Annotated in this window: 16 protein-coding genes and 1 pseudogene; 3 read left to right on the forward strand and 14 right to left on the reverse strand. The window is 63.7% G+C overall.

Annotated features, from left to right (window positions below; translation table 11 throughout):
• Positions 1–2,069 (reverse strand): DUF4347 domain-containing protein (locus DFR34_RS11140; RefSeq protein ID WP_146215129.1); only part of this gene is annotated, 2,069 nt, incomplete at its 3' end.
• Positions 2,070–2,283: 214 nt separating this feature from the next.
• Positions 2,284–2,598: pseudogene (gene tnpA, locus DFR34_RS11145) on the reverse strand (IS200/IS605 family transposase); the annotation flags it as partial.
• A gap of 119 nt (positions 2,599–2,717) precedes the next feature.
• Between tnpA and DFR34_RS17145 the strand changes: the two are divergent.
• Entirely contained in the window at positions 2,718–2,858 is a 141-nt protein-coding gene (locus DFR34_RS17145; protein ID WP_158281799.1) for a hypothetical protein, read from the forward strand.
• A gap of 747 nt (positions 2,859–3,605) precedes the next feature.
• On the opposite strand, the gene accD is transcribed toward DFR34_RS17145, so the two are convergent.
• The 9 genes from accD to DFR34_RS17150 all read right to left on the reverse strand — a co-directional run bounded on the left by accD (position 3,606) and on the right by DFR34_RS17150 (position 13,606).
• A complete protein-coding gene (gene accD, locus DFR34_RS11150; RefSeq protein WP_110391239.1) occupies positions 3,606–4,472 on the reverse strand; it encodes an acetyl-CoA carboxylase, carboxyltransferase subunit beta in 867 nt (288 codons plus the stop codon).
• A gap of 79 nt (positions 4,473–4,551) precedes the next feature.
• Entirely contained in the window at positions 4,552–5,343 is a 792-nt protein-coding gene (trpA, locus tag DFR34_RS11155; protein WP_110391240.1) for a tryptophan synthase subunit alpha, read from the reverse strand.
• Between the two features lie 51 nt (positions 5,344–5,394).
• Entirely contained in the window at positions 5,395–6,594 is a 1,200-nt protein-coding gene (gene trpB / locus DFR34_RS11160) for a tryptophan synthase subunit beta (protein WP_110391241.1), read from the reverse strand.
• Positions 6,581–7,204: a phosphoribosylanthranilate isomerase gene (locus DFR34_RS11165; protein WP_110391242.1), complete on the reverse strand. Its 624-nt coding sequence runs from the start codon at positions 7,202–7,204 to the stop codon at positions 6,581–6,583. The genes trpB and DFR34_RS11165 overlap by 14 nt, the downstream gene beginning before the upstream one ends.
• A 39-nt stretch (positions 7,205–7,243) precedes the next feature.
• Positions 7,244–8,038, reverse strand: a complete 795-nt coding sequence (gene truA / locus DFR34_RS11170; RefSeq protein ID WP_110391243.1) for a tRNA pseudouridine(38-40) synthase TruA — start codon at positions 8,036–8,038, stop codon at positions 7,244–7,246.
• A gap of 11 nt (positions 8,039–8,049) precedes the next feature.
• The gene (locus tag DFR34_RS11175; protein ID WP_110391244.1) at positions 8,050–8,727 is read right to left on the reverse strand and encodes a CbiQ family ECF transporter T component; all 678 of its coding nucleotides are present in this window, start codon (positions 8,725–8,727) and stop codon (positions 8,050–8,052) included.
• Between the two features lie 6 nt (positions 8,728–8,733).
• Positions 8,734–11,808, reverse strand: coding sequence for a motility hub landmark protein FimV (locus tag DFR34_RS17775; RefSeq protein ID WP_146215130.1), 3,075 nt, complete (start codon positions 11,806–11,808; stop codon positions 8,734–8,736).
• Positions 11,809–11,964: 156 nt separating this feature from the next.
• Complete coding sequence (locus DFR34_RS11185; protein ID WP_110391246.1) at positions 11,965–12,933, reverse strand: Asd/ArgC dimerization domain-containing protein; 969 nt, start codon at positions 12,931–12,933, stop codon at positions 11,965–11,967.
• A 334-nt stretch (positions 12,934–13,267) separates the two neighbouring features.
• A complete protein-coding gene (locus DFR34_RS17150) occupies positions 13,268–13,606 on the reverse strand; it encodes a hypothetical protein (protein ID WP_158281800.1) in 339 nt (112 codons plus the stop codon).
• Here DFR34_RS17150 and DFR34_RS11190 point away from each other — a divergent pair.
• The gene (locus DFR34_RS11190) at positions 13,590–15,590 is read left to right on the forward strand and encodes a methyl-accepting chemotaxis protein (RefSeq protein ID WP_158281801.1); all 2,001 of its coding nucleotides are present in this window, start codon (positions 13,590–13,592) and stop codon (positions 15,588–15,590) included. The two genes, DFR34_RS17150 and DFR34_RS11190, sit on opposite strands and share 17 nt — an antisense overlap.
• Before the next feature lie 115 nt (positions 15,591–15,705).
• On the opposite strand, the gene DFR34_RS17385 is transcribed toward DFR34_RS11190, so the two are convergent.
• Positions 15,706–17,679, reverse strand: coding sequence for a methyl-accepting chemotaxis protein (locus DFR34_RS17385; RefSeq protein ID WP_211309379.1), 1,974 nt, complete (start codon positions 17,677–17,679; stop codon positions 15,706–15,708).
• Between the two features lie 286 nt (positions 17,680–17,965).
• The gene (locus DFR34_RS11200; protein WP_110391291.1) at positions 17,966–19,198 is read right to left on the reverse strand and encodes a spore maturation protein; all 1,233 of its coding nucleotides are present in this window, start codon (positions 19,196–19,198) and stop codon (positions 17,966–17,968) included.
• Between the two features lie 149 nt (positions 19,199–19,347).
• Between DFR34_RS11200 and DFR34_RS11205 the strand changes: the two genes are divergently transcribed.
• Positions 19,348–20,343, forward strand: coding sequence for an alpha/beta fold hydrolase (locus DFR34_RS11205; RefSeq protein WP_110391249.1), 996 nt, complete (start codon positions 19,348–19,350; stop codon positions 20,341–20,343).
• 2 nt (positions 20,344–20,345) lie between these two features.
• Here the strand turns inward: DFR34_RS11205 and ubiG are convergent, their stop codons facing one another.
• Positions 20,346–21,047, reverse strand: a complete 702-nt coding sequence (ubiG, locus tag DFR34_RS11210) for a bifunctional 2-polyprenyl-6-hydroxyphenol methylase/3-demethylubiquinol 3-O-methyltransferase UbiG (protein WP_110391250.1) — start codon at positions 21,045–21,047, stop codon at positions 20,346–20,348.
• Between the last annotated feature and the right edge of the window lie 110 nt (positions 21,048–21,157).

The raw sequence follows: 21,157 nt of genomic DNA on the forward strand, positions 1-21,157 counted from the left end.
GTTTCGTAGTCCAGCGTGGTGCCGGCCTTGAATTGCAGGTTGGCGCCGCTGAGCTGAAAGCGTGCCTGGTCGGCGCCGCCGACAATGCTGTAGGTAAAGGTGTCGCCGGCATCCGGGTCGGTGCTGCTCAGGGAGCCGATGGTCAGCGCGCTGGCGGTGGCGGTGTTTTCTGCCACACTGCTATGGCTCAGGGCGATGTGGGTCGGCGCCGAATTGCTGTAGCGGTCATCGGTCGCGATATTGGCCAGCCCCACCACGCCGCTGGCCAGGCTGGTGGCGACTGCGCTGCTGTCGCCGCCAGTACCGCCCCAGGTGACCACGCTGCCGTCGCTTTTCAGCGCAGCAAAGGCGCCGTAAGTGCTGTAAATCTGGCTGACGCCACTGCTCAGGCTGGCGGCGACTGCGCTGCTGTCGCCGCCGCCGCCGCCGCTGTAGCTGTTATCCCCCCAAGTAACCACGCTGCCATCGCTTTTTAGCGCAGCAAAGGCGTCGCTGGCGCTGTAAATCTGGCTAACGCCACTGCTCAGACTGGCGGCCACGGCGCTGCTGTCACCGCTCCTGCTGATGCCGCTGCCACTGCCATCCCCCCAAGTGACTACACTGCCGTCGCTTTTCAGCGCAGCAAAGGCCCAGTTGGTGCTGTAAATCTGGCTGACGCCACTGCTCAGGCTGGCGGTAACGGCGCTGCTGTCACCGCCGCGGTCATTAGATCCCCAAGTGACTACACTACCATCGCTTTTCAGCGCAGCAAAGGCCAAGGGGGTGCTGTAAATCTGGCTGACGCCGCTGGCGAGGCGGCTGGTCACCGCGCTGCTGTCGCCGCCGAAAACGGGGTCCCCCCAGGTGACCACGCTGCCATCGCTTTTGAGTGCGGCAAAGGCGCTGTGAGCGCTGTAAATCTGGCTGACGCCACTGCTCAGGCTGCTTGCCACCGCACTGCTGTCGCCGCCGTAGCTGCTATTCCCCCAGGTAACCACACTGCCATCGCTTTTCAGCGCAGCAAAAGCACCTTTTGTGCTGTAAATTTGGCTGACGCCACTGCTCAGGCTGGCGACAACTGCGCTGCTGTCGCCACCAGCGCCGGAATACCCCCAGGTGACCACGCTGCCGTCGCTTTTCAGCGCAGCAAAGGCGCTGTAAGCGCTGTAAATCTGGCTGACGCCACTGCTCAGGCTGCTTGCCACCGCACTGCTGTTGCCGCCGTAGCTGCTATTCCCCCAGGTAACCACACTGCCATCGCTTTTTAGCGCAGCAAAGGCCCAGTTGGTGCTGTAAATCTGGCTGACGCCACTGCTCAGGCTGGCGGTAACAGCGCTGCTGTCTCCGCCCTTGCTGCTGTCCCCCCACGTGACTACACTGCCGTCGCTTTTCAGCGCAGCAAAGGCGCAGGGGGTGCTGTAAATCTGGCTGACGCCACTGCTCAGGCTGGCGACAACTGCGCTGCTGTCGCCACCGTAGCCGGCATACCCCCAAGTGACCACGCTGCCATCGCTTTTCAGTGCAGCAAAGGCGGCCTCGTTGCGAAATTCTCCGGCAGCCTTACCTGGATAGCTCATCCGCACGGGGGTGATGCTCATCGCCAGGTCGCCTTGCCAATCTGGAGCTAGCGGGCTGGCTTGTAACACGCCGTTCACAGCTTCTAGCGTCCAGTCGCCGTGCATGCCGGTCAGGTTAGTGGATGCAGTGACATCCGCCTGGGTAAGGTTTGCCAGTGTGCCGATAAAATCGCTGCCGGTCTGGCCTTGGGCCACATCGCAACCATACAGCAGCAGGTCGCCATCCGGGGTCAATGCCTGGCCCAGGCTACGCAGTTGTGCCTGCACATCGGATTGGCCGAGCTTGGCGGTGTTCAGGGTGTCGCTGCCCAGTTGCAGAATGCCGGCAGCGCCGTGGCCGAACAGGTGGAGGGCAGAGTATTCACCCGTGTGGACGCTTGCCCATTGGCTCAGTTCGGCCAGGTTGGTGAATGTCTTGAGCGCTGTGCCATCAGGCAGGCTAGCGGCCAGGGCTTGCCAGTCTGGTAGGGTGGCATCGATCAGTGCTATTTGCTGGAGGGAGGGTGGAAACATAGCTTTCCTATTGTAAGTAAAAAGCGAGTTGCCTGTAGCAACGAGCCATATTCCGATAAATTAGAAACGGCTATATCATAAGCCATGGTAGATTTTTTTGCGATGGGCGACTGAGTCGTTTGGAAAAGTGTGTAAGCCAAAAAACAAGCCCATGCTGTGCGGGCAGCGTGGGCTTGTTTTTTGGCCTGAGGAAGAAGTCTCCCCAGTACTTTCAGATCACTTCTTCGTCCCGCCCCACTGTCGAGACAAAATACCCTCTCGCCCAAAAACTCTGTCCCACAAAGTTGCGCCTGCGCTCTCCGTACACTCGGGCAATGTGGATTGCACTCTTCCCTTTCATGTACCCCACCACTTGCGACACCGCATGCTTTGGCGGAATCGCAATCAGCATGTGCACATGATCCGGCATCAAATGCCCTTCCAGAATCTCGCATTCCTTGCGCTGCGCCAACAGTCGGAACATCTCTCCCAAGTGCTTGCGCAGGCTCGCATACAACGCCTTCCTTCGGCACTTCGGAATGAACACCACATGGTATCAGGGCAATCGCATGAATGTCTTTATCATGTACCTGGCAGGTATTTGCCCACAACCAACAAGCCAGACACTATCCACACCCTCTCTACTTGTAGGTTTTTTTGGACGGCATCATGGAAAAAGAAGGCCCGCAGCGGCTGGCCGAGTGTTCATTTCATGAAAATGGTCATCAACTGCTCTGCAGACTTGAGCTGATATCCGTTCATGCGATTGCCCTGCACATGGTATTTGCACTCCCACCAACTGTGGCTTAGGCTCTCAAATTCGTCCATCGTGAAACTCCCTTTATCGAGTGTGCTTAGCGGCTCACTCCGGAAGTTTCATTGATGGACTCCCATAAATGTCAAACTTCTACTGTTACCCCGGCACAGCTAGGGGATTCCCCGTGATGGTTTAAGACTTGTTCGTGGATTCCGCTTATGCAGGGGGGGGCGCACAACTGATCTCGCACTGCCATAACATCCGGATACAAGTGGTGCGTTATCCGGCGAATCGCAACGTTGGGCGCTGGGTGAGCGATAAACAAGCGGATCTGTTCACCGTTGAGACGGACGCGCAGGGGGTTGTCGTGCAAACCAAGCGTTGGAGAGTTGAACACACCCATGCCTAGAACGAACGATCGCATCGTTTGATCGTGCATCATGATCGACTGTCGCAGGTTGCCGAGACATGGGTGTGGCTTGCTGGGACGTGCTTGTTGCGCCGCCGACTGACCACTTAGATTTTGTAAGCACCATTCCAGCATTGCTCACAAAACTCAGCGAAGCGATCTTGGCTAGGCGCGCCGCCGTAGACAGGCAGCAGTACGGCTAGGCCGCGCAACAACGCTAGTAGCCAGTCACATTGAAACACAAGGGTTCATGCGCCACGAAGAACCTCGCGCCACTCCCGCGCAGGCGGGAGTCCAGGCGTGTCTACAGCGTACAGCGGTCCAAGCACCCGCCAGTCTGTTCAAATCATGGTGACTGGCTACTAGGAGGGTTTTGTGAGCGGCGCTTAACTCAGGCCACGGCCGGCTGACGGGTCAGCAGGGTCAGCACTTCCGCCATGCGGCGGCGCAGTTCGCGGCGATCGACGATCATGTCGATGGCGCCTTTTTCCAGCAGGAATTCCGCCCGCTGAAAACCTTCCGGCAGGGTTTCGCGCACGGTTTGCTCGATCACGCGCGGGCCGGCAAAGCCAATCAGCGCGCCCGGCTCGGCCATCACCACATCGCCCAAAAAGGCAAAGCTGGCGGAGACGCCGCCCATGGTCGGGTCGGTCAGCACCGAGATGAACGGCAGTTTGTGGTCAGTCAGCAGTTGCAGCGCGGCGCTGGTTTTGGCCATCTGCATCAGCGAGCTCAGGCCTTCCTGCATGCGCGCACCGCCGGAGGCTGACACGCAGATGAACGGCGCGCGCTGCTCAACGGCGGCGCGCACGCCGCGCACAAAGCGCTCGCCCACCACCGAACCCATCGAGCCGCCAATAAAGCGGAACTCAAACGCGGCGGCGACCACCGGCAGATTGTGGATGCTGCCCTGCATCACCACCAGGGCGTCGTCTTCGCCGGTGCTGCTTTGCGCGGCGGTGAGGCGCTCGGGGTATTTTTTGCTGTCCTTGAACTTCAGGATGTCCACCGGGGTGACTTCGCTGCCGATTTCAAAGCGGCCTTCGGCGTCCAGCAGCATGTCCAGCCGCGCGCGCGCGCCCACCGCGTTGTGGTGGCTGCACTTGGGGCAGACGTGCAGATTGTTTTCCAGATCGGTGTGATACAGCACGGCCTCACAGGCCGAGCACTTGCTCCACAGCCCTTCCGGCACGGCGGATTTGCCGGTTTTGTTGTCTTTTTTGATCTTCGGGGGAAGGAGCTTGTTCAACCAGCTCATGTTCTCTCCTGCGCCCGGCCGTCGCGTCGTGGGCGGCGGCGGGCTGGGGTCTATCGGGCTGAGTCCGGGCGGGCCGGGCTCAGGCGTCCAGGGCGGCGCGGATGTCGCGCAGCAGGGTTTGCAAGGTGGCGGCGGCCTCGCCGGGGGCGGCGGCTTCCACCGCCTGCACCAGCCGGCTGCCAATCACCACGGCGTCAGACACATCGGCCACTTGACGGGCGGTCTGGCCATCGCGGATGCCAAAGCCCACGCCAATCGGCAGCTGGATGTGCTGACGGATTTCCGCCACCCGGCGCGCCACTTCAGTGACATCCAGGTTGGCGGCGCCGGTGACGCCCTTGAGCGACACGTAATACACATAGCCGCGCGCGTGGCGGGCAATGCCGGACAGCCGCTCGGCCGGGGTGGTCGGGGCAATCAGGTAAATCGGCGCCAGTTGTTCGGCGTGCAGCGCCAGCGACAGTGCTTCGGCTTCTTCTGGCGGGCAATCCACCGTCAGCAGGCCATCCACGCCAGCGGCGCGGGCCGCCTTGGCAAATTCGGCGTAGCCCATGGCTTCCACCGGGTTCAGGTAGCCCATCAGCACCACCGGGGTGGCGTCGTCGTCGGCGCGAAACTGCGCCACCATGGCCAGCACATCGCGCAGGCCCACGCCGTGGGCCAGGGCGCGCTCGCTGGCGCGCTGGATCACCGGGCCGTCGGCCATCGGGTCGGAAAACGGCACGCCCAGCTCAATCACGTTGGCGCCGCCGGCCACCAGCGCGTGCATCATCGCCACGGTCTGGCCCGGTTCGGGGTCGCCGGCGGTAATGAACGGGATCAGCGCCTTGCGCCCGGCCAGCTCGGCAAAACAGCGGTCAATACGGTTCATGCATCATCCATCAATTGCGCGCCCGGCGCGCGGCCGGGCTGGGTTGGCTTGTCAGAGCGTGATGCCGGCCAGGCCGGCCACGGTGTTGATGTCTTTGTCGCCACGGCCGGACAGATTGACCAGAATCACCTGATCCTTGCCCAGGGTGGGCGCCAGCTTGGCGGCGTAGGCCAGCGCGTGGCTGGATTCCAGCGCGGGGATGATCCCCTCGTAGCGGCACAGATCGTGGAAGGCGGTCAGCGCCTCGGCGTCGGTCACCGCCACGTATTCGGCGCGGCCGATGTCCTTCAGGTAGCTGTGCTCGGGGCCCACGCCCGGATAATCCAGGCCGGCCGACACCGAATGGGTTTCGATGATCTGGCCGTTGGCGTCCTGCATCAGATAGCTGCGTGCGCCGTGCAGCACGCCAGGGCGACCTGCCGACAGCGGCGCGGCGTGGCGGCCGGTTTCCAGACCGTCGCCGCCGGCTTCCACGCCAATCAGGCGCACGCCTTCCACCGGGATATACGGGTGGAACATGCCGATGGCGTTGGAGCCGCCGCCCACGCACGCCACCACGGCGTCCGGCTGGCGGCCGATCATCTCGGGCATTTGCACCTTGGATTCTTCGCCAATCACCGAGACAAAATCCCGCACCAGCATCGGGTAGGGGTGCGGGCCGGCGGCGGTGCCCAGAATGTAGAAGGTGCTGTCCACATTGGTCACCCAGTCGCGCATGGCTTCGTTGAGCGCGTCCTTGAGGGTTTTCGAGCCGGATTCCACCGGCACCACGGTGGCGCCCAGCAGCTTCATGCGGAACACATTGGGCGCCTGACGCTTGACGTCTTCAGCGCCCATATACACCACGCATTCCATGCCGTAGCGGGCGGCCACGGTGGCGGTGGCCACGCCATGCTGGCCGGCGCCGGTTTCGGCGATCACCCGCTTTTTGCCCATGCGCTTGGCCAGCAGCGCCTGGCCGATGGCGTTGTTGATCTTGTGCGCGCCGGTGTGGTTGAGGTCTTCGCGCTTGAGGTAAATCTGCGCGCCGCCACAGGCTTCGCTCAGCCGGCGGGCGTGGTAAATCGGGCTGGGGCGGCCGACGTAGTGCTTGAGTTCGTTCTGGTATTCGGCCAGAAACTCGGGGTCGTTCTTGTAGCGGGCGTATTCACGCGTCAATTCGTCCAGCGCCGACATCAGGGTTTCGGCGACATACACGCCGCCGTAACGGCCAAAGTGGCCTTGTGCGTCGGGAAGGTCATACGGATGCATGGTGAACTCCTGCGATAAATGCCGCCATGCGGGCAGCGTCCTTGATGCCTTTGCTGGCTTCCACGCCGCTGGATGTGTCCACGGCGGCGGGACGCACGGCGCGGATGGCGGCGGTGATGTTGTCGGGCTCCAGCCCGCCCGAGAGGATCAGCGGCAGCGGCAAATCCGCTGGCAGCAGGCTCCAGTCAAAGGTGGCGCCGGTCCCGCCCGGCACGCCCGGCACAAAGGCGTCGGTCAGCAAACCGCGCGCGCCGGCGTGGGCAATCGCGTATTGTAGCAAATCCAGGCCGGGCTGGACGCGCACGGCTTTCAGATAAGGGCGTTGAAACTGCCGGCAAAAATCCGGGCTTTCTTCGCCGTGAAACTGCAAGACGTCAATCGGCACGGCGGCCAGCACGCGGTGCACCTCGTCCGGCTCGGGATCGACAAACAGCGCCACCACCGTCACCAGCGGCGGCAAGGCGGCGACAATGGCGCGCGCTTGCTCCAGGCTGACATGGCGCGGGCTTTTGGGATAAAAAACCAGGCCGATGGCGTCAGCGCCCAGCTGGGCGGCGGCCTGGCCGTCTTCGGGGCGGGTGATGCCGCAGATTTTGATGCGAACGGGCATGGTGAATGGGCTCGGCAAAAATAACAGGGTGAAAACCGCTCAAACATCCGCCTGTCGGCGCGGGCCATACAGCGGCGGCGGCGAGGGCAGGCCGAATTCTTCCGGGTAGCGCACGCCGGTCAGGTACAGGCCATCGGGCATGAAGGTGGGCGGCGCGCTGGCGCGGCTGCGCGCCGCCAGCAGCTCGGCCATCCATTCGGCCGGCTTGCCGCCCTTGCCCACCATCAGCAAGGCGCCGACCAGATTGCGCACCATATGATGCAAAAAGGCGTCGGCTTCCAGGCTGAAGGTGAGGGTGTCGCCCACCCGCTCGATATCCAGCCGGGTGAGGGTTTTCACCGGGGTCTTGGCCTGGCACTCGGCGGCGCGAAAGCTGGAAAAATCATGCTGGCCCAATAAATGCGCGCTGGCCTCACGCATGGCCTCCACCTCCAGCGGCGCATGAAACCAGCCCACCTGGCCGGCGGCAATCGCCGGGCGCACCGGGCGGTTCAGCAGCACATAGCGGTAGCAGCGCGCATAGGCGGAAAAACGCGAATGAAAATGCTCGGGCACCGGCTGCGCCCAGCACACCGCCACGCCGGGCGGCAAATGGCTGTTCACCCCGCGCACCCAGGCGCCGGGCGGGCGCGGCACATCGCAATCCAGATGCGCCACCTGGCCGGTGGCGTGCACGCCAGCGTCGGTGCGCCCGGCGGCGTGGCAGCGCACCGGCGCGCCGACAATCGCCGCCACTGCGCGCTCCAGCGCATCTTGCACGGTGTTGCCCTTGGGCTGGGTTTGCCAGCCGGAAAACCCGCGTCCGTCGTATTCGACGCCTAATGCAATTCTCATGGGTGACTGTGCTATCCGAAAACCGAAGCCGCCAGCGCCAAGGCCAGGACAAGCCAGGCCAGCAGGTCGCGGGCGGTCAAAGCCTGCAATTGTAGCGTCAATGCCCGCCCCTCGTCGCCCTGTGCGTGGTCTGGCCCCGCCGTTGGCGCGGCGGACAAGGCTTGCCACAGGTCGCGCCAGCGCGGCGGTGCCTGGCCGGTCAGTCGTTCGCTTTCTTCCAGCGTCAGCCACAGCCGCAGCGCCGCGCGGTTGATGTCCAGCCCCAGCCAGGTCAGCGGCCAGCACAGCGTGCGCAGGCCCAACAGCCAGGTCTGGCGGCTGCGGCTGGCGAACAGCGCCTTCATGCACCACAGCAAGGCCAGCAGCCGCAGCGCGTGCAGGCCGCCTTCCAGCACGCCTTCACGGGTGGGCGCCCAGTCCGCCGGCCACAGCGCCTGGCCGGGCGTGCTCCACGCCATCGCCGCCAGCAGCGCCGCCAACAGCCAGCGCATCCGCCGCGCCGCCAGCCACGGCGCCGCCCGCTCGCGCCGCGCCGCCAGGCCGGCGCAAGCCGCTGCGGCGGCCAGTTGCAGCGGCCACGGCCACAAGGGCAGCATCACCGCCAGCATCAGCCAGGCGGCCAGCGGGGTGGCGGGATGAAAAAACCCCGAGCCGGCGGGCCGGTCGGGGCTGGAAACAGAAAAACCCATCACGATTTACAGCTTTTCCATCAGCTTCAGCGCGGTGTCGCGTTGTTCGTCGGTGCCTTCGGCCATGACCTCCACCAGGATTTCGCGGGCGCCTTCTTCGTCGCCCATGTCGATGTAGACGCGGGCAAGATCCAGCTTGGTGTCCACTTGTTCCGGGGTGACAGCTTCGCCGCTGTCGGCGGTCACAGCGTCTTCCTGGTGCAATTCTTCCAGGTCCGGGGCGCTGGCCAGGGCGGCGGCCAGCGCGCTGCGGTCCAGCTTGGGCGCGGCCGGGGCGGCGTCCTGGAACACGGCGTCAAAGTCAAATGCCAGGTCCGGGTCGATATTGGCCATCTCGCCGGTCAGCAGCGGCGAGGGCTCGCTCATTTCGTCCTTGAGCGGGTTGTCGTCGCCTTCTTGCAGCTCCGGTTCGGCCAGTTCGGCGGCCAGCGCGCCCTCGTCGGGGATTTCCAGCGGCATGTCGGACGCTTCCAGCACGGTGTCGTCCGGCGGCGGCAGGTCGTCCATGTCCGGGGCGTTGGCCAGGGCGGCGGCCAGGGCTTCCGGGTCGAGCGCCGGCAGCGGCGGCACGGTGTCTTCGAAGATGCCGTCAAAGTCCAGCGAGAGTTCGTCGCCGGACGGAATGGCCGGTTTGGTCGGTTTGCTCGGCGTCGGTTTGGCGGCGGCGGCCTGGGCGGCGGCTTCTTCGGCTTGTTTGGCTTGCTCGGCGGCAATCAGCGCGTCGATGTCCAGTTCGCCGTCATCCGCTGCGGGTTCTGCCGCGGCCGGGGTTTCGCCAAACAGATTGTCCAGATCGTCCTGGCTCAGCACATCGTTGACCGGGGCCGGCTCGGGCTTGGCGGTCGGGGCGGGCGCCGGTTGGGCAAAGAGGTCGTCCAGATCATCCTGGCTGAGCGTGTCGGCCACCGGGTCGGCAATCGGCGCCGGGGCGGGTGCTGGCGCGGCCGGTTTGGCAGCGGCAGGGGCCGGCGCCGGTTCGGCCGGGGCGTCCAGGCCAAAGTCGAACACGTCGTCCATTGACAGGCTGTCGGCGGCGGCCGGCGCGGCGGGTTTGGCCGGGGCGGCGGGCGCGGCTTCTGGCGCGGGTTTTTTGTCTTTGTCGATCTGGAAGTCGTAATTCAGCAGCGGCTTGTCTTCCAGTTCGTCGTCTGTCGGGTCTTGCACAAAGCTGCCGCCGCCTTGCATCACCGCGTCGTCAGGCAGCAGGTCGCCATCCAGGTCAAACGGGTCTTCGGCCACCGGCGCCGGGGCCGGTTTGGCGGCGGGTTTGGGCGCTGGGGCGGGTTCTGGCGCCGGCGCCGGCTCAATGTCGGCTTCGTCAAAGCCAAAGTCATCGCTGGCTGCCGGTTCAACCGGCTTGGGCGCGGCGTACAGTGGGTGGTTGGGGTCAAGCTTGCGGCCCATTTCCAGCGCCTGCACCCACAGCGGGCTGGTTTTGCTCACGGCGTCCAGCAGGCGGGCGGCCTGGGCGTTGAATTTGTCCACCAGCGGCATGGCGTAGTACACCTTGAGCAGCTTCAGGCGCAGTTCGTGGCGATCCGGGGTTTTGTTCAGCGCGTCCAGCAGCACGGTTTCTGCCTGGGCCAGCTTGTTGTATTCGATCAGGCGGTCGGCCACGACCAGTGGATCTTCGTCGTTGCTGTCAGCCGCAGCGGGGGCGGGCTCGGTGCTGGCGGCCAGACTGTCGGCTTTGGCGGCTTTTTCTGCTGCTTTTTCTTCGGCTTTTTTGCGCCGGGCCGCCATCAGTTGTTCCCACCAGCGGCGGAAGGTGTCTTTGCGACGGTGCGCGTACAGCACGCCGGCCAGCAGGGCGCCGGCCAGGCCCAGCCCGCCCAGCAGGAACATGGCGTTATGCTGGCCTTCGCTGGCACTGGCTTGAGCGCCTGATGCCGGACGCGGCGGGGCTTCAGCCTTGCCGGCTTCGGCTTCCTTGGCTTGTTTTTCGGCTTCGGCGCCCATTTGCGAGCGCAAGGCCAGCAGGCCGCGCATTTCTTCCAGCTGGGCTTCCAGCGTGGTGATGCGTTCGTTGGCGTCTTTCAGGGCTTTTTCGCGGCTGACCAGTTCCTCTTCCAGTTGGCCGGCCCGTTCTTCGCCGGGTTTGCCGTCGGCCTTGCTCAGCTTGAGCACGCCTTCTTTATTGTCTTGTGGCGCTACTTCGGCGCTGGCGTCGCTGGGTGGGGTGCGGGTTTTGCCTGGGTCGCGCGCTGGTGCGGCGGCGGCGGCGTCTGCGCCACCCAGCACATAATTGCGCCAGTCTTTGACTTGGGCGCGCACGGTGTCCAGCGCGTCGCGCGGCGGAATGCTGCGCACGCCGTCGGCGGCGGGCACATCCAGGGTGGCGCCGGCGCGCAGTTTGTTCATGTCGCCAGCAAACGCTCCGCTGTTATTGCGGTACAGACCAACCATCATTTGTTCCAGCGAGACATCCGCCGGTTTGAGTTTGGCCGCCACGCCAGACAAGGTGTCGCCGGGCTTGACGGTGTGCTGGCGGCCATCGCTGGGCAGTGGGCCGTCAGCGTCAGGCTTGGCTTCGGCCTTGGTGGCTGGTTTGCTGTCGGCAGGCTTGCTGGTTGCAGGGGCCGGTGTGGGGGCTGCTGCCGGCGCGGCTGGCGCAGGCGCTGCACTGGCAGCCGGCTTGGCTTGTTCTGTGCTTACCGCCGGCGCCGCGGGCGTGGGCTTGTCGCTGGGCTCCAGCAGGGCGGTGAATTCCTTGAACGAGCGGGCTCCGCCGTCGTTCAGTTCCAGCAGCAAGAACAGGAAAGGGTCGCTGATTGGTTGAGCGCCCTGTACGCGGGCCACCATCTTGCCATCGGGTTTGCGCACCACGTTGACGCTAACCCCTTGCAGGACTTCGGGGTAATCCATCTGCATCTCGGCAAAAGCGGCCGGTGAGGCGATGTTGACGCGAATCTGGCTGAGTTCTTGCGAGCGAACCCCGGTGATGTCGATCTCGGCGCGGAACGGCTGCCCCAGCGCGGATTGCACATGCATGCGGCCCAGCCCGCCGGCCATGGCCGGATAAGTGGCACCGATAAGCGCCAGCGCCAAGGCGCTGGCAGTGAGTTTCGCTCGAATCGTCACGAAGCCTGCCCTTACGAATGTCAGTAAAGCCCGTCGTCGCTGGCGCACTGCCAGGACGATGTGTGCGGATGATACCCAGCATGGCGGCAAAATGCCATGCAGATCGTTGCGTATAACCCGCCAGTGCGTGCGCATGGCGGGCAAAATACCGGCGATTCAGGCCGGTTGTTGCAGGCTGGCCAGGGTGCGTGCCGACAGTCGCAGCGCGTGCAGCGCCACCCAGCGCAGCGGATCAAACGCCGCCCAGGCGCACAGCGCATCACCCTGGCGATGCAGGCCAGCCACGGCCAGATCCGGGCGGGTGGCGGCATCGGCCGGGCTGAGCACGGCGCTGTCATCGTCCAGGCGGATCAGGGTGTTGGCTGCCCAGGCCGCGCGTACGGCGGCTTCATCCAGCGCGCTGCCGTGCAAGGTCAGCGACAGACTGGCGCCAAAAAACACCGGGGCCACGGCCAGGTTCAGCGCCACGGTCGGGGCGGCATCGCCCAGCAGGCGGGCCACATCCTGGCTGCGCTGCTGGTGTTCGTCCAGCGAGGCCGGCAACAGGTTGAATGCCAGCCGGCGGTCAAACACCTGGGTGGTGGTTTCGCTGAGGTTGAACAGCGCGGTGGTTTGCCCGGCCAGCTCGTCCATGGCTGCGCGGCCATGCACCCCTGCCGGCAACAATGCCGTGATATCGACCGATTCCACGCCGGCTGGAGTCAGGCCTTCCAGCAGGCTGGCCACGGCCAGGCTCAGGCCATCCGGGCAGCGCACGCGCTGGCCAGGCGCCGGGCCTTCGGCCTGGCCGCCAGCCAGCACCAGCGCCGGGTTGTTGCGCTGGGCGCTGGAAAAATCCAGCACGGCCGCCCCTGCGGCGCAGGCGTCGGCCGCCAGGCTGTCGGCGCAGTCGGCAGGCACGGCCAGCAGCACCAGTTGCGCGCGGGAAAAATCAAAACCTTCGGCGTCGCCCACCGTCAGTTCGCGGTTGCGGAAGGTGAGGGTGTCACCTTCGGTTTCGGCCCGCTCGCTGGCCAGTGGGTACAGCCGGCCCAGCGGAAAACGGCTGTCACCGAGCACCTCCAGCAAAACCCGACCCAGGGCGCCGGTTGCACCAACTACGGCGATGTCAAGAGGTGTGTTCATCGGTCAAAATCCTCGCGAAATTCAAAAAACAAGAGTCGGCCCGGTGGGGCGGCCCGATCATGGGCGATTGGGCCCATACCCGCCATACGGGGGCCGGGTGTGGCGATTGTAACAGGCCCAGCGTGTTTCACGGGCGCAGAAGATGGTGGCGATTTGCGTTGATCCGCCCGACATCAGGCTTGCTTTTGCGCAAAAAATGCCATATGATTTAGATGTTTACGGTTTTATCTGCTGTCCTGCTCGCACCAGATTCGCGTTTGGCATGCGCAAGGCATGCTGCCGACGTCGATCATCATCCTGCCCGGCCTGTGGCCAGCCATACTGCGCGTGCCTGTCACGCCTCCCTCGATCTGGCGTCATCTGTCCTGTCACGTTGCACTTTTTGCCCGATGTCTGGCCGTTTCATGATAAAAGTGTTGAAATTCAATAAAAACAATCGTTTGCTTTTGTCTGAAAAGCCAACGCGCCGGGCATTCGTTCTATAAAAACCGCTTGTGTGGGCGCAAAAGAATTTGGTATCACTGCGCATGGGCCGTCCGCGCGGGGTGACGGCCCGGTTATTCAAAAAAACAAGACGCGGTGCATCGCCACACGCGTGAATGAGGAGATTTGCCTTGCGAATCAAACATCTGCCATTGGCCACTGCCATTGCCATCATGGCGTCGCTGGTCATCACCGTGATTTTTTCCTGTCTGATCGGTTTTCTGTCCTGGTCATCCAACCGCACGGCGGTCAAACAGGTGCATGAGCACTTGTCACAGCAGATGAGCGCCATTGCCATTGCATTGGAAGACAACTTTCTGTCGGCTCAGCAATCGGCCAAACTGCGGTTGGGCATGTACAAGCACATGCTGCCCTCGCAAAGCTTCACTGTGACGCAAGAGGGGGTGCCCAGCGAAGGGCTGCTGGCTGGTGTGCCGGTAATCAAAGCTGGCGAGCTGGCACTGAACAACAATATGGCCTTTCTGGAGAAGGTCAAAAGCATGCTGGATGCCGATCCGGCGGTGCTGGTGCTGCACAATGGCAAATTTGTCCGAGTGGCCACCTTCCTGAAAAAAGACGGCAAATCACAGATTGGCGTGCCGTTGGCCGACGACAGCAAGGAAGCGCAAACCCTGCAAAAAGGCGAAACGTTTTATGGCATGGTCAACCGCAGCGGTGTGTTCTACATGTCAATTTTCGAGCCGGTGTACGACGCCAATAAAAAGCTGATCGGCGCCATTTCGGTGCGGGTCAGCGTCGATGACATCATGGCGCGCCTGCGTCAGAGCATCAGCAATATCAAGGTGGCACAAACCGGTTACGCCTATGTGATGCAGCCAGGCAAAACGGTGGACGACACCATCATGCTGGTGCACCCGTCACTCGCCGGCAAGCGGGTAGGTGACATGAAAAACGAACAGCTCACCCGGGTGGTGGGCGAGCTGATCGCCACCCGTAACGGTGTGCTGCATTACCGCTGGGATGACGCCAAGAGCGGGGTGAGCGGCGACAAGATTGCCGCGGTGGCCGAAGTCAAGAACGCTGGCTGGATTGTCGGCTCGGGCAGTTGGGAAGACGAATTCACCGCTGAAGCGCGCAATCTGCGCAATGGCCTGATTCTGGCTGCCGCCTTGAGTGGCGTGCTGACGGTCACATTGATCGCCTGGGCCATTCGCCGTGGCCTGGCGCCGGTGCAAACTCTGGTGGAAAGCGTGCGGCAAATGGGCGCCGGTGATTTCAGTCGCACGCTGAACGCCAGTGATGAGGCCAGCCGTAATGAGGTGGACCGCCTGCAAAACAGCCTGAGCGGCACCCAGCGCGACATCGCAAGCGTGTTGCGCCGCATGGCCGATTCGGCGCGTGCCCTGGGTCAGGTGGCTGGCCAGCTGGATCACAGCTCGGATAAGGTGATGGACAGCTCGGGCCATCAGGCTGACGCCGCCGCCACGCTGGCGCGCACTGCCGAAGAAATGGCCAACAGCATTGGTCATGTCAGCGACAACGCCACCCAGGCCGAGCAATTGGCCCAGCAAACCGCCGACGCTGCCCAGGCCGGCAGCCACAAGGTCAGCGAAGTGGCCAGCGAAATGCACCAGATTGAAAACGAAATCATGTCTGCCGCCCAAGTGGTGCACACCCTGGGTCAGCGCACCAGCGAAATCAATCAGGTGATTCAGCTGATCAAGGAAGTCGCCGACCAGACCAACCTCCTGGCCTTGAACGCGGCGATTGAAGCTGCCCGCGCCGGCGAGCAAGGGCGGGGGTTTGCCGTGGTGGCTGACGAAGTGCGCAAGCTGGCCGAGCGCACCACGCAATCCACCATGGAAATCTCCAGTTCGATTGGCTCGGTGCAGCAAGAATCTGGTGAAGTGGTGCGCCGCATCGAACAGGTGGTCGAGCGCATCGCCGCCGGCGTGCAGGCGGTGGAAAACGCCGGCCAGGTGCTGGGCGAGATCGAGGCGCAAAGCAAGCAGGCGGTCACCGCCGTGGCCGGCATCGCCGTCAGCATGCGCGAGCAAAGCGGCTCCAGCCAAAGCATTGCCGACAGTGTGGAAACCATCGCCGCCATGTCGGAAGCCAATAGCCAGGCCTGCCGCGACAACCGCGAACACACCCGTCAGCTGAGCCAGCTGGCCAGCGATCTGGATGGTATGGTGTCGCGCTTCAAGGTGTAAGTCTGGCGGCCACTGCACGCCGGGGCTGGCCTGCCGGTGAGTGACCCCGTCGCCCAGAAAAAACCGCCGCCGGTTGTAAAACCGGCGGCGGTTTTTTTAGCGTATTACAGCAAGCTCAGGCGCCGTTGCGTGGCAGCACAAAGCGTCCAACCAGGGCGTTAAGCTCCTGGGCCGTGCCATTCATGGTTTGCGCAATGCGCGAGGCTTCGCCGATCAGCGCGCTGTTTTCCTGGGCGTGGCTGGCAATGCGTGCCACATTCTCGGCCACATCATGGCTGGCCTGGCTATGTTCGCGCATGGCATGGCTGATTGAAGTGGCTTTTTCCAGCGTATCTTCAGCGGTGGTTTCGATGTGTGCCAGCACCTGCTGGGTGTCTTCCAGCCGGGCCAGGCCATCCTGCATGCGCTGGCTGACTTCGCGCATGCCATCCACCGTGCCCTGGGTATCCTGGCAGATGGCTTCGATCAGGCGAGTGATCTCCCCGGTGGCCTGGCTGGTGCGTTCAGCCAGATTGCGCACCTCATCGGCCACCACGGCAAAGCCACGGCCCTGTTCGCCAGCGCGGGCGGCTTCGATCGAGGCATTCAGCGCCAGCAGATTGGTCTGGTCGGCAATGCCCTGGATTGAGCCAATCAGCTGGCTGATGGCCTGTGAGCGCTCGTGCAACTGGTGAATGGTGCCGGACGCCTGCTGGACGGCATCGGCCATTTCGGTGATTTCAGCCGCCGCCTGGCGCATGCTGTCGCGACCGGCGCTGGCCTGGCGGCGGGTTTCGCCGGCACAGGCTTCGCTGGCATTGGCGCTGTCCACCACCTGGGTGATGCCGGCGCTGATTTCTTCGGTGGAGACGGCAATCTGGCTGGAAGCATGGGTTTGCTCGGCCGAACCGGCTGCGGCCTGACGCGACACCGACGACAGGCCGCCCGCGGCATCGGCCAGTTGCCGGGCATCGTGTTCCACCTGGCCCAGCGCACGGGCAAAGGCTTCCACCAGTTGATCAAACGAGCGGCCGATGCTGGCGATTTCGTCCTCGCCCGGCAGATTGGCCCGGTGGGTCAGATCCAGCTGACGACTGGTGTTGTCCATCACGGCCTGCAAGGCGCGGACTTCACGACGCAAGGCGCGCATGGTGAGCATGGACAGTGTGAGCACCAGCAGGATGGCCACCAGGGCTACGCCGGCAGACAACAGCGCGCGCTGGCTGGCGGCGTCCTTCAGTCCGTCAGCCTGGGCAATCATGGCGTGCGAGAAGGTATCCAGCATGCCCTTGATGGCTTCCATACGGCTGGTGGCGGCAGCAAACCAGGTGTCCTTGTCGATGCCGGATTGCTCGGGACCCAGTGTCAGGATTTTTTCGCGCATGTTCACCGCATCCTGATAGGCTGGGGTGGCGCTGACCGCCACATAGGCATCGCGCAAGGCTGGATCGGCCAGGGCGTTGAATTCGGTCAGACAGCTTTGCTGACGCCCCACGCCCTCCAGCAACAGACGCCGGGCGGCATCATCCAGCCGGCCAGCGGTCAGTGCCGTGGCCAGTTGCGCACGTTCACGGCCGGCGAATTCTTTTTCGCACAGCAGCGCCAGTTGGGCGGTCATCTGTCGGGTGAGGTCGGCGTGGGTGGCTCGCTGCACACCCACAGTGGCCAGATTCATCAGTTTTTCAATCAGCCCGGTGTACTGGGCAATGAATTGCGTGGAGGTCAGACTATGCTGATCCACGCCTTGACGCACAGTGGCCAGCGTGTCCAGTGCCTGCAATTCCTGAAGGGCCAGGGCGCGGTCGTCGCTGGTCAGATCATCCAGACTGTCCACGCTGGCGCGCATGGTGCGGATCACACCATCCAGGGCACTGCGCGCCTGGGCCAGCAGAGCCTGATCGCCGGTGACGCTGGCGCCGCGCTCGACCTGCATCAGATGGATCACGTCACCGGAACGGGTGGAGACTTCGATCAGCGCCGCCGCGCGGCGCATGTTGACGGCTTCTTGCCAGTGGGCCCACGCTGTCAGCGCAGCGTAGCCCACCATGCCAAGCAGCGGCAGACTGACCAGCAGAAACAGACGCTGGCCCAAGGTCAGACGGTGGGTCATGATGGTGTTTTCTTCTCGTTCTGACGCGGCGTGCGCCGCGCACGGATGCGGTGCAGCCATACTGACGATGGCTCTTCATGCCAGTCAGTGCCGGGGCAGAACAATGCAGTGCAACATTCGCGCCGACACCGCCAGCAGCAGTGAGGGCAGTATACCCAGTTGTAGCCGCTGCGCCGGGTAAATGCGCAAAACCTTGACCTAAGTCGGCATGGGTGATTTTTTTGTCATAACGCACCCTGGCTGGCATGACGCACAGCAGCATAGTGGCATGTTTCTCCACCGGAAATCAGCCAAAAAACAGATAGGCCACCCACACCGCCGCCACAAAACCCATCACATCGGCAAACACCCCGCAGGCGGCGGCATAGCGGGTGTTGCGGATGTTCACCGCGCCAAAATACACCGCCAGCACATAAAACGTGGTTTCGCTGCTGCCTTGCAAAATCGACACCAGCCGGCCGGCAAACGAATCCGCGCCCTGGGTTTTCAGGGTGTCCAGCATCATGGCGCGCGCGCCGCTGCCTGACAGCGATTTCATCACCCCGGTGGGCAGTGCATCCACCCAGCGCGTATCCCAGCCGCCGGCCGCCACCAGCTGCTTCAAGCCGCCCATCAGCAAGTCCAGCGCGCCCGAGGCGCGCAGCAGGGCAATCGCCGCCAGCATGGCAATCAGATAGGGAATAATCCCCACCGCCACCTGAAAACCCTCTTTGGCGCCGTCGATAAAGCTGTCGTAGACATTTACCCGCTTGTACAGCGCCGCCAACAGCAGCGCGCCGATCATGGCCAGCAGCACAGCGTTGCTGAGCAAGGATGATTGCGCCTGCATCTGTGCAGCCGGCAGGTGGGCAAACCACCAGGCGCTGCCCAGCACCAGCGCGCTCAGGCCGGCCAGATAAGCCAGCACCACCGGGTCCAACAATTTCAGCCGCTGAATGGCGCCGGTCAGCGCCAGCGCCGACAGCGTGCCCAGATAGCTGGTGAGCAGCAGCGGAATAAACACATCGGTGGGGTCGGCGGCGCCCATTTGCGCGCGGTAGGCAAAGATAGTCACCGGAAACAAAGTAATCGACGCGGTGTTGATCACCAAAAACAGAATCTGCGCATCGCTGGCGGTGTCGGCGCTGGGGTTGAGCGTTTGCAGCTCGCGCATGGCCTTCAGCCCCAGCGGGGTGGCGGCGTTGTCCAGCCCAAGCATATTGGCCGCCATGTTCAGGGTGATGTTGCCCAGCGCCGGATGGTCGCGTGGCACACCGGGAAACAAGCGGGCAAACAAGGGCGCCAGCGCGCGCGCCGCCAGCGCCACCAGGCCGGCGCGCTCGCCGATTTTCATCAAACCCAGCCACAGCGCCATCACGCCGGTCAGGCCGAGTGAAATCTCAAAGCCGCTCTTGGCGGCGTCAAACAGCGCCTTGACCATGGCGGCAAAGATATCGGTGTGCCCCAGCCACACCGCTTGCGCCAGCGCAGCGGCCAGGGCGAGCAGGATAAACGCCGACCAGATGACATTAAGCACCATGTTGATCATTTCCTGTGGATGAGCAGAAAACAGCCCGCCCACCGTAAACTTGCGAATTGTTGACAATATCTGCAAGCATTATGATATCAGCCTGAACCGTAGCCTGAAGCTGGCGCGGCCCCTGCCTGTTTTCCGGACATCCCCTACCCATGACATCCCTTGCGCACCGCGTGCGCCTGATTCTCACCCTGCTGGTCGCCCTGTCGCTGGGCCTGGCCGCCTGCTCTCCGGTGGCGCTGCACGCCTGGTGGAGCGAATCCAGCGCCCGCGCCCAGGGCTTTGCTCCGGCCCGACTCAGTCTGGCCCATGGCGGCCAGCTGGCTTATCGCGAAGCCGGTCACGGCCCTACGCTACTGCTGATCCACGGCTTTGGCGGCAATGGCCTTTTGCACTGGCGACACACCATGAGCGAACTGGTCGAACAATATCACGTGGTCACTCCTGACCTGCTTGGCTTTGGCGACTCCCACGCGCCCGGGCCACTGACCCTGGATGCCCAGGTCGATGCGCTGATTGCCCTGATCGAAGCGCGCCGGCTGGGCGAGGTGCGGGTGGCGGGGATTTCCTACGGCGGCTTTGTCGCGCTGGAGCTGGCCCGGCGTCTGCCATTGAGCGTGCGTCGGGTGGTGTTGATCAACTCGCCCGGACCGATTTACCAGCCGGCCGACCTGCGCGCACTGGAGCGGCGTGCCCAGGTGCGTTCGGTAGACGAGTTGTTTGTGCCGCGCACCCCGGCCGAGCTGCGCCGGCTGATCGGCATGACCCGCACCCAGCCGGTGGATGCCAGCGACTGGCTGCTGGACGATATGCTGGCGCGTTACTACCGTGGCCACGAAACAGGTATGCTGGAACTGCTGCACGATCTGCAAGCCAGTCAGGCACGCTACAGCCAGCGCCTGCTGGATGTCCGTCCGGCCAGCGTGGTGGTGTGGAGCGAAGGTGACGCAGTGTTTCCACCGCCCTTGGGCCGTGTGCTGGCTGAACACCTGCAAGCCCCGATGATTCTGGTGGAAAACGCCGGCCACAGCCTGCTGGCCGATCAGCCGGCCATGGCCGTACAGGCGCTGCGCCTGGCGCTGTCGATGCCGCTGGACCCATCACGTACCGTGCGACTAGGGCCGACCGATGCGCCGATGGGGCCGTAGGCTCAGCCGATGCGTCGGCAGCCCATCAGATAATTCACTGCGCTGTCCTCGCCCAGTCGATACACCTGGGTGAGCGGGTTGTAGCTCATGCCGCAGATGTCGCTGACATCCAGCCCGGCATGACGCGCCATGCGCGCCAGTTCGGACGGCTTGAGAAAGCGCGCGTATTCATGCGTGCCGCGCGGCAGCATGTTCAGCACGTATTCCGCCCCCAGCACCGCCAGTGCATAGCTTTTCAGATTGCGGTTCAGCGTGGAAAAACACACCGCGCCGCCCGGCTTCACCAGGGTGGCGCAGGCGCGCACCACGCTTTGCGGGTCGGGCACGTGTTCGAGCATTTCCATGCAGGTCACCACGTCAAACGACCCCGGCGCTTCGGCGGCCAGGTCTTCCACCGCCACACAGCGGTAGCTGACCGCCACGCCGGATTCCAGCGCGTGCAGCTGCGCCACCTTCAGCGACTTTTTCGCCAGGTCGATGCCCAGCACCTCGGCGCCGGCGCGCGCCAGCCCTTCGGACAAAATGCCGCCGCCGCAGCCCACGTCCAGCACGCGCTTGCCGGCCAGGCCGCCAGCCTGCTGGCTGATATAGTCCAGCCGCAGTGGGTTGATGTCATGCAGCGGCTTGAATTCGCTGCTGGTGTCCCACCATTTGTGGGCCACCTGGCTGAATTTTTCCAGTTCAGCCTGATCGACATTGCTCATCGTCCGTCCTTAAAAACATCGGTCAACAATAGGGCCGTTGGGCATGCGCTCTGCCCATCACAGAACCCAGTGCAGCGTTCCTGGCGAGGCGTGTGACCGCAGACAGTGCA

Source organism: Rivihabitans pingtungensis, from assembly GCF_003201855.1.
Lineage (GTDB): Bacteria > Pseudomonadota > Gammaproteobacteria > Burkholderiales > Aquaspirillaceae > Rivihabitans > Rivihabitans pingtungensis.

What these genes read in the sequence shown, in the direction of transcription:
- DFR34_RS17145 (WP_158281799.1), top strand. Translation starts at nt 2,718, where the DNA reads ATGGAAAAAGAAGGCCCGCAGCGGCTGGCCGAGTGTTCATTTCATGAA.
- accD (WP_110391239.1), bottom strand. Translation starts at nt 4,472, where the DNA reads ATGAGCTGGTTGAACAAGCTCCTTCCCCCGAAGATCAAAAAAGACAAC.
- trpA (WP_110391240.1), bottom strand. Translation starts at nt 5,343, where the DNA reads ATGAACCGTATTGACCGCTGTTTTGCCGAGCTGGCCGGGCGCAAGGCG.
- trpB (WP_110391241.1), bottom strand. Translation starts at nt 6,594, where the DNA reads ATGCATCCGTATGACCTTCCCGACGCACAAGGCCACTTTGGCCGTTAC.
- DFR34_RS11165 (WP_110391242.1), bottom strand. Translation starts at nt 7,204, where the DNA reads ATGCCCGTTCGCATCAAAATCTGCGGCATCACCCGCCCCGAAGACGGC.
- truA (WP_110391243.1), bottom strand. Translation starts at nt 8,038, where the DNA reads ATGAGAATTGCATTAGGCGTCGAATACGACGGACGCGGGTTTTCCGGC.
- DFR34_RS11175 (WP_110391244.1), bottom strand. Translation starts at nt 8,727, where the DNA reads ATGGGTTTTTCTGTTTCCAGCCCCGACCGGCCCGCCGGCTCGGGGTTT.
- DFR34_RS11185 (WP_110391246.1), bottom strand. Translation starts at nt 12,933, where the DNA reads ATGAACACACCTCTTGACATCGCCGTAGTTGGTGCAACCGGCGCCCTG.
- DFR34_RS11190 (WP_158281801.1), top strand. Translation starts at nt 13,590, where the DNA reads ATGGCGTCGCTGGTCATCACCGTGATTTTTTCCTGTCTGATCGGTTTT.
- DFR34_RS17150 (WP_158281800.1), bottom strand. Translation starts at nt 13,606, where the DNA reads ATGACCAGCGACGCCATGATGGCAATGGCAGTGGCCAATGGCAGATGT.
- DFR34_RS17385 (WP_211309379.1), bottom strand. Translation starts at nt 17,679, where the DNA reads ATGACCCACCGTCTGACCTTGGGCCAGCGTCTGTTTCTGCTGGTCAGT.
- DFR34_RS11200 (WP_110391291.1), bottom strand. Translation starts at nt 19,198, where the DNA reads ATGGTGCTTAATGTCATCTGGTCGGCGTTTATCCTGCTCGCCCTGGCC.
- DFR34_RS11205 (WP_110391249.1), top strand. Translation starts at nt 19,348, where the DNA reads ATGACATCCCTTGCGCACCGCGTGCGCCTGATTCTCACCCTGCTGGTC.
- ubiG (WP_110391250.1), bottom strand. Translation starts at nt 21,047, where the DNA reads ATGAGCAATGTCGATCAGGCTGAACTGGAAAAATTCAGCCAGGTGGCC.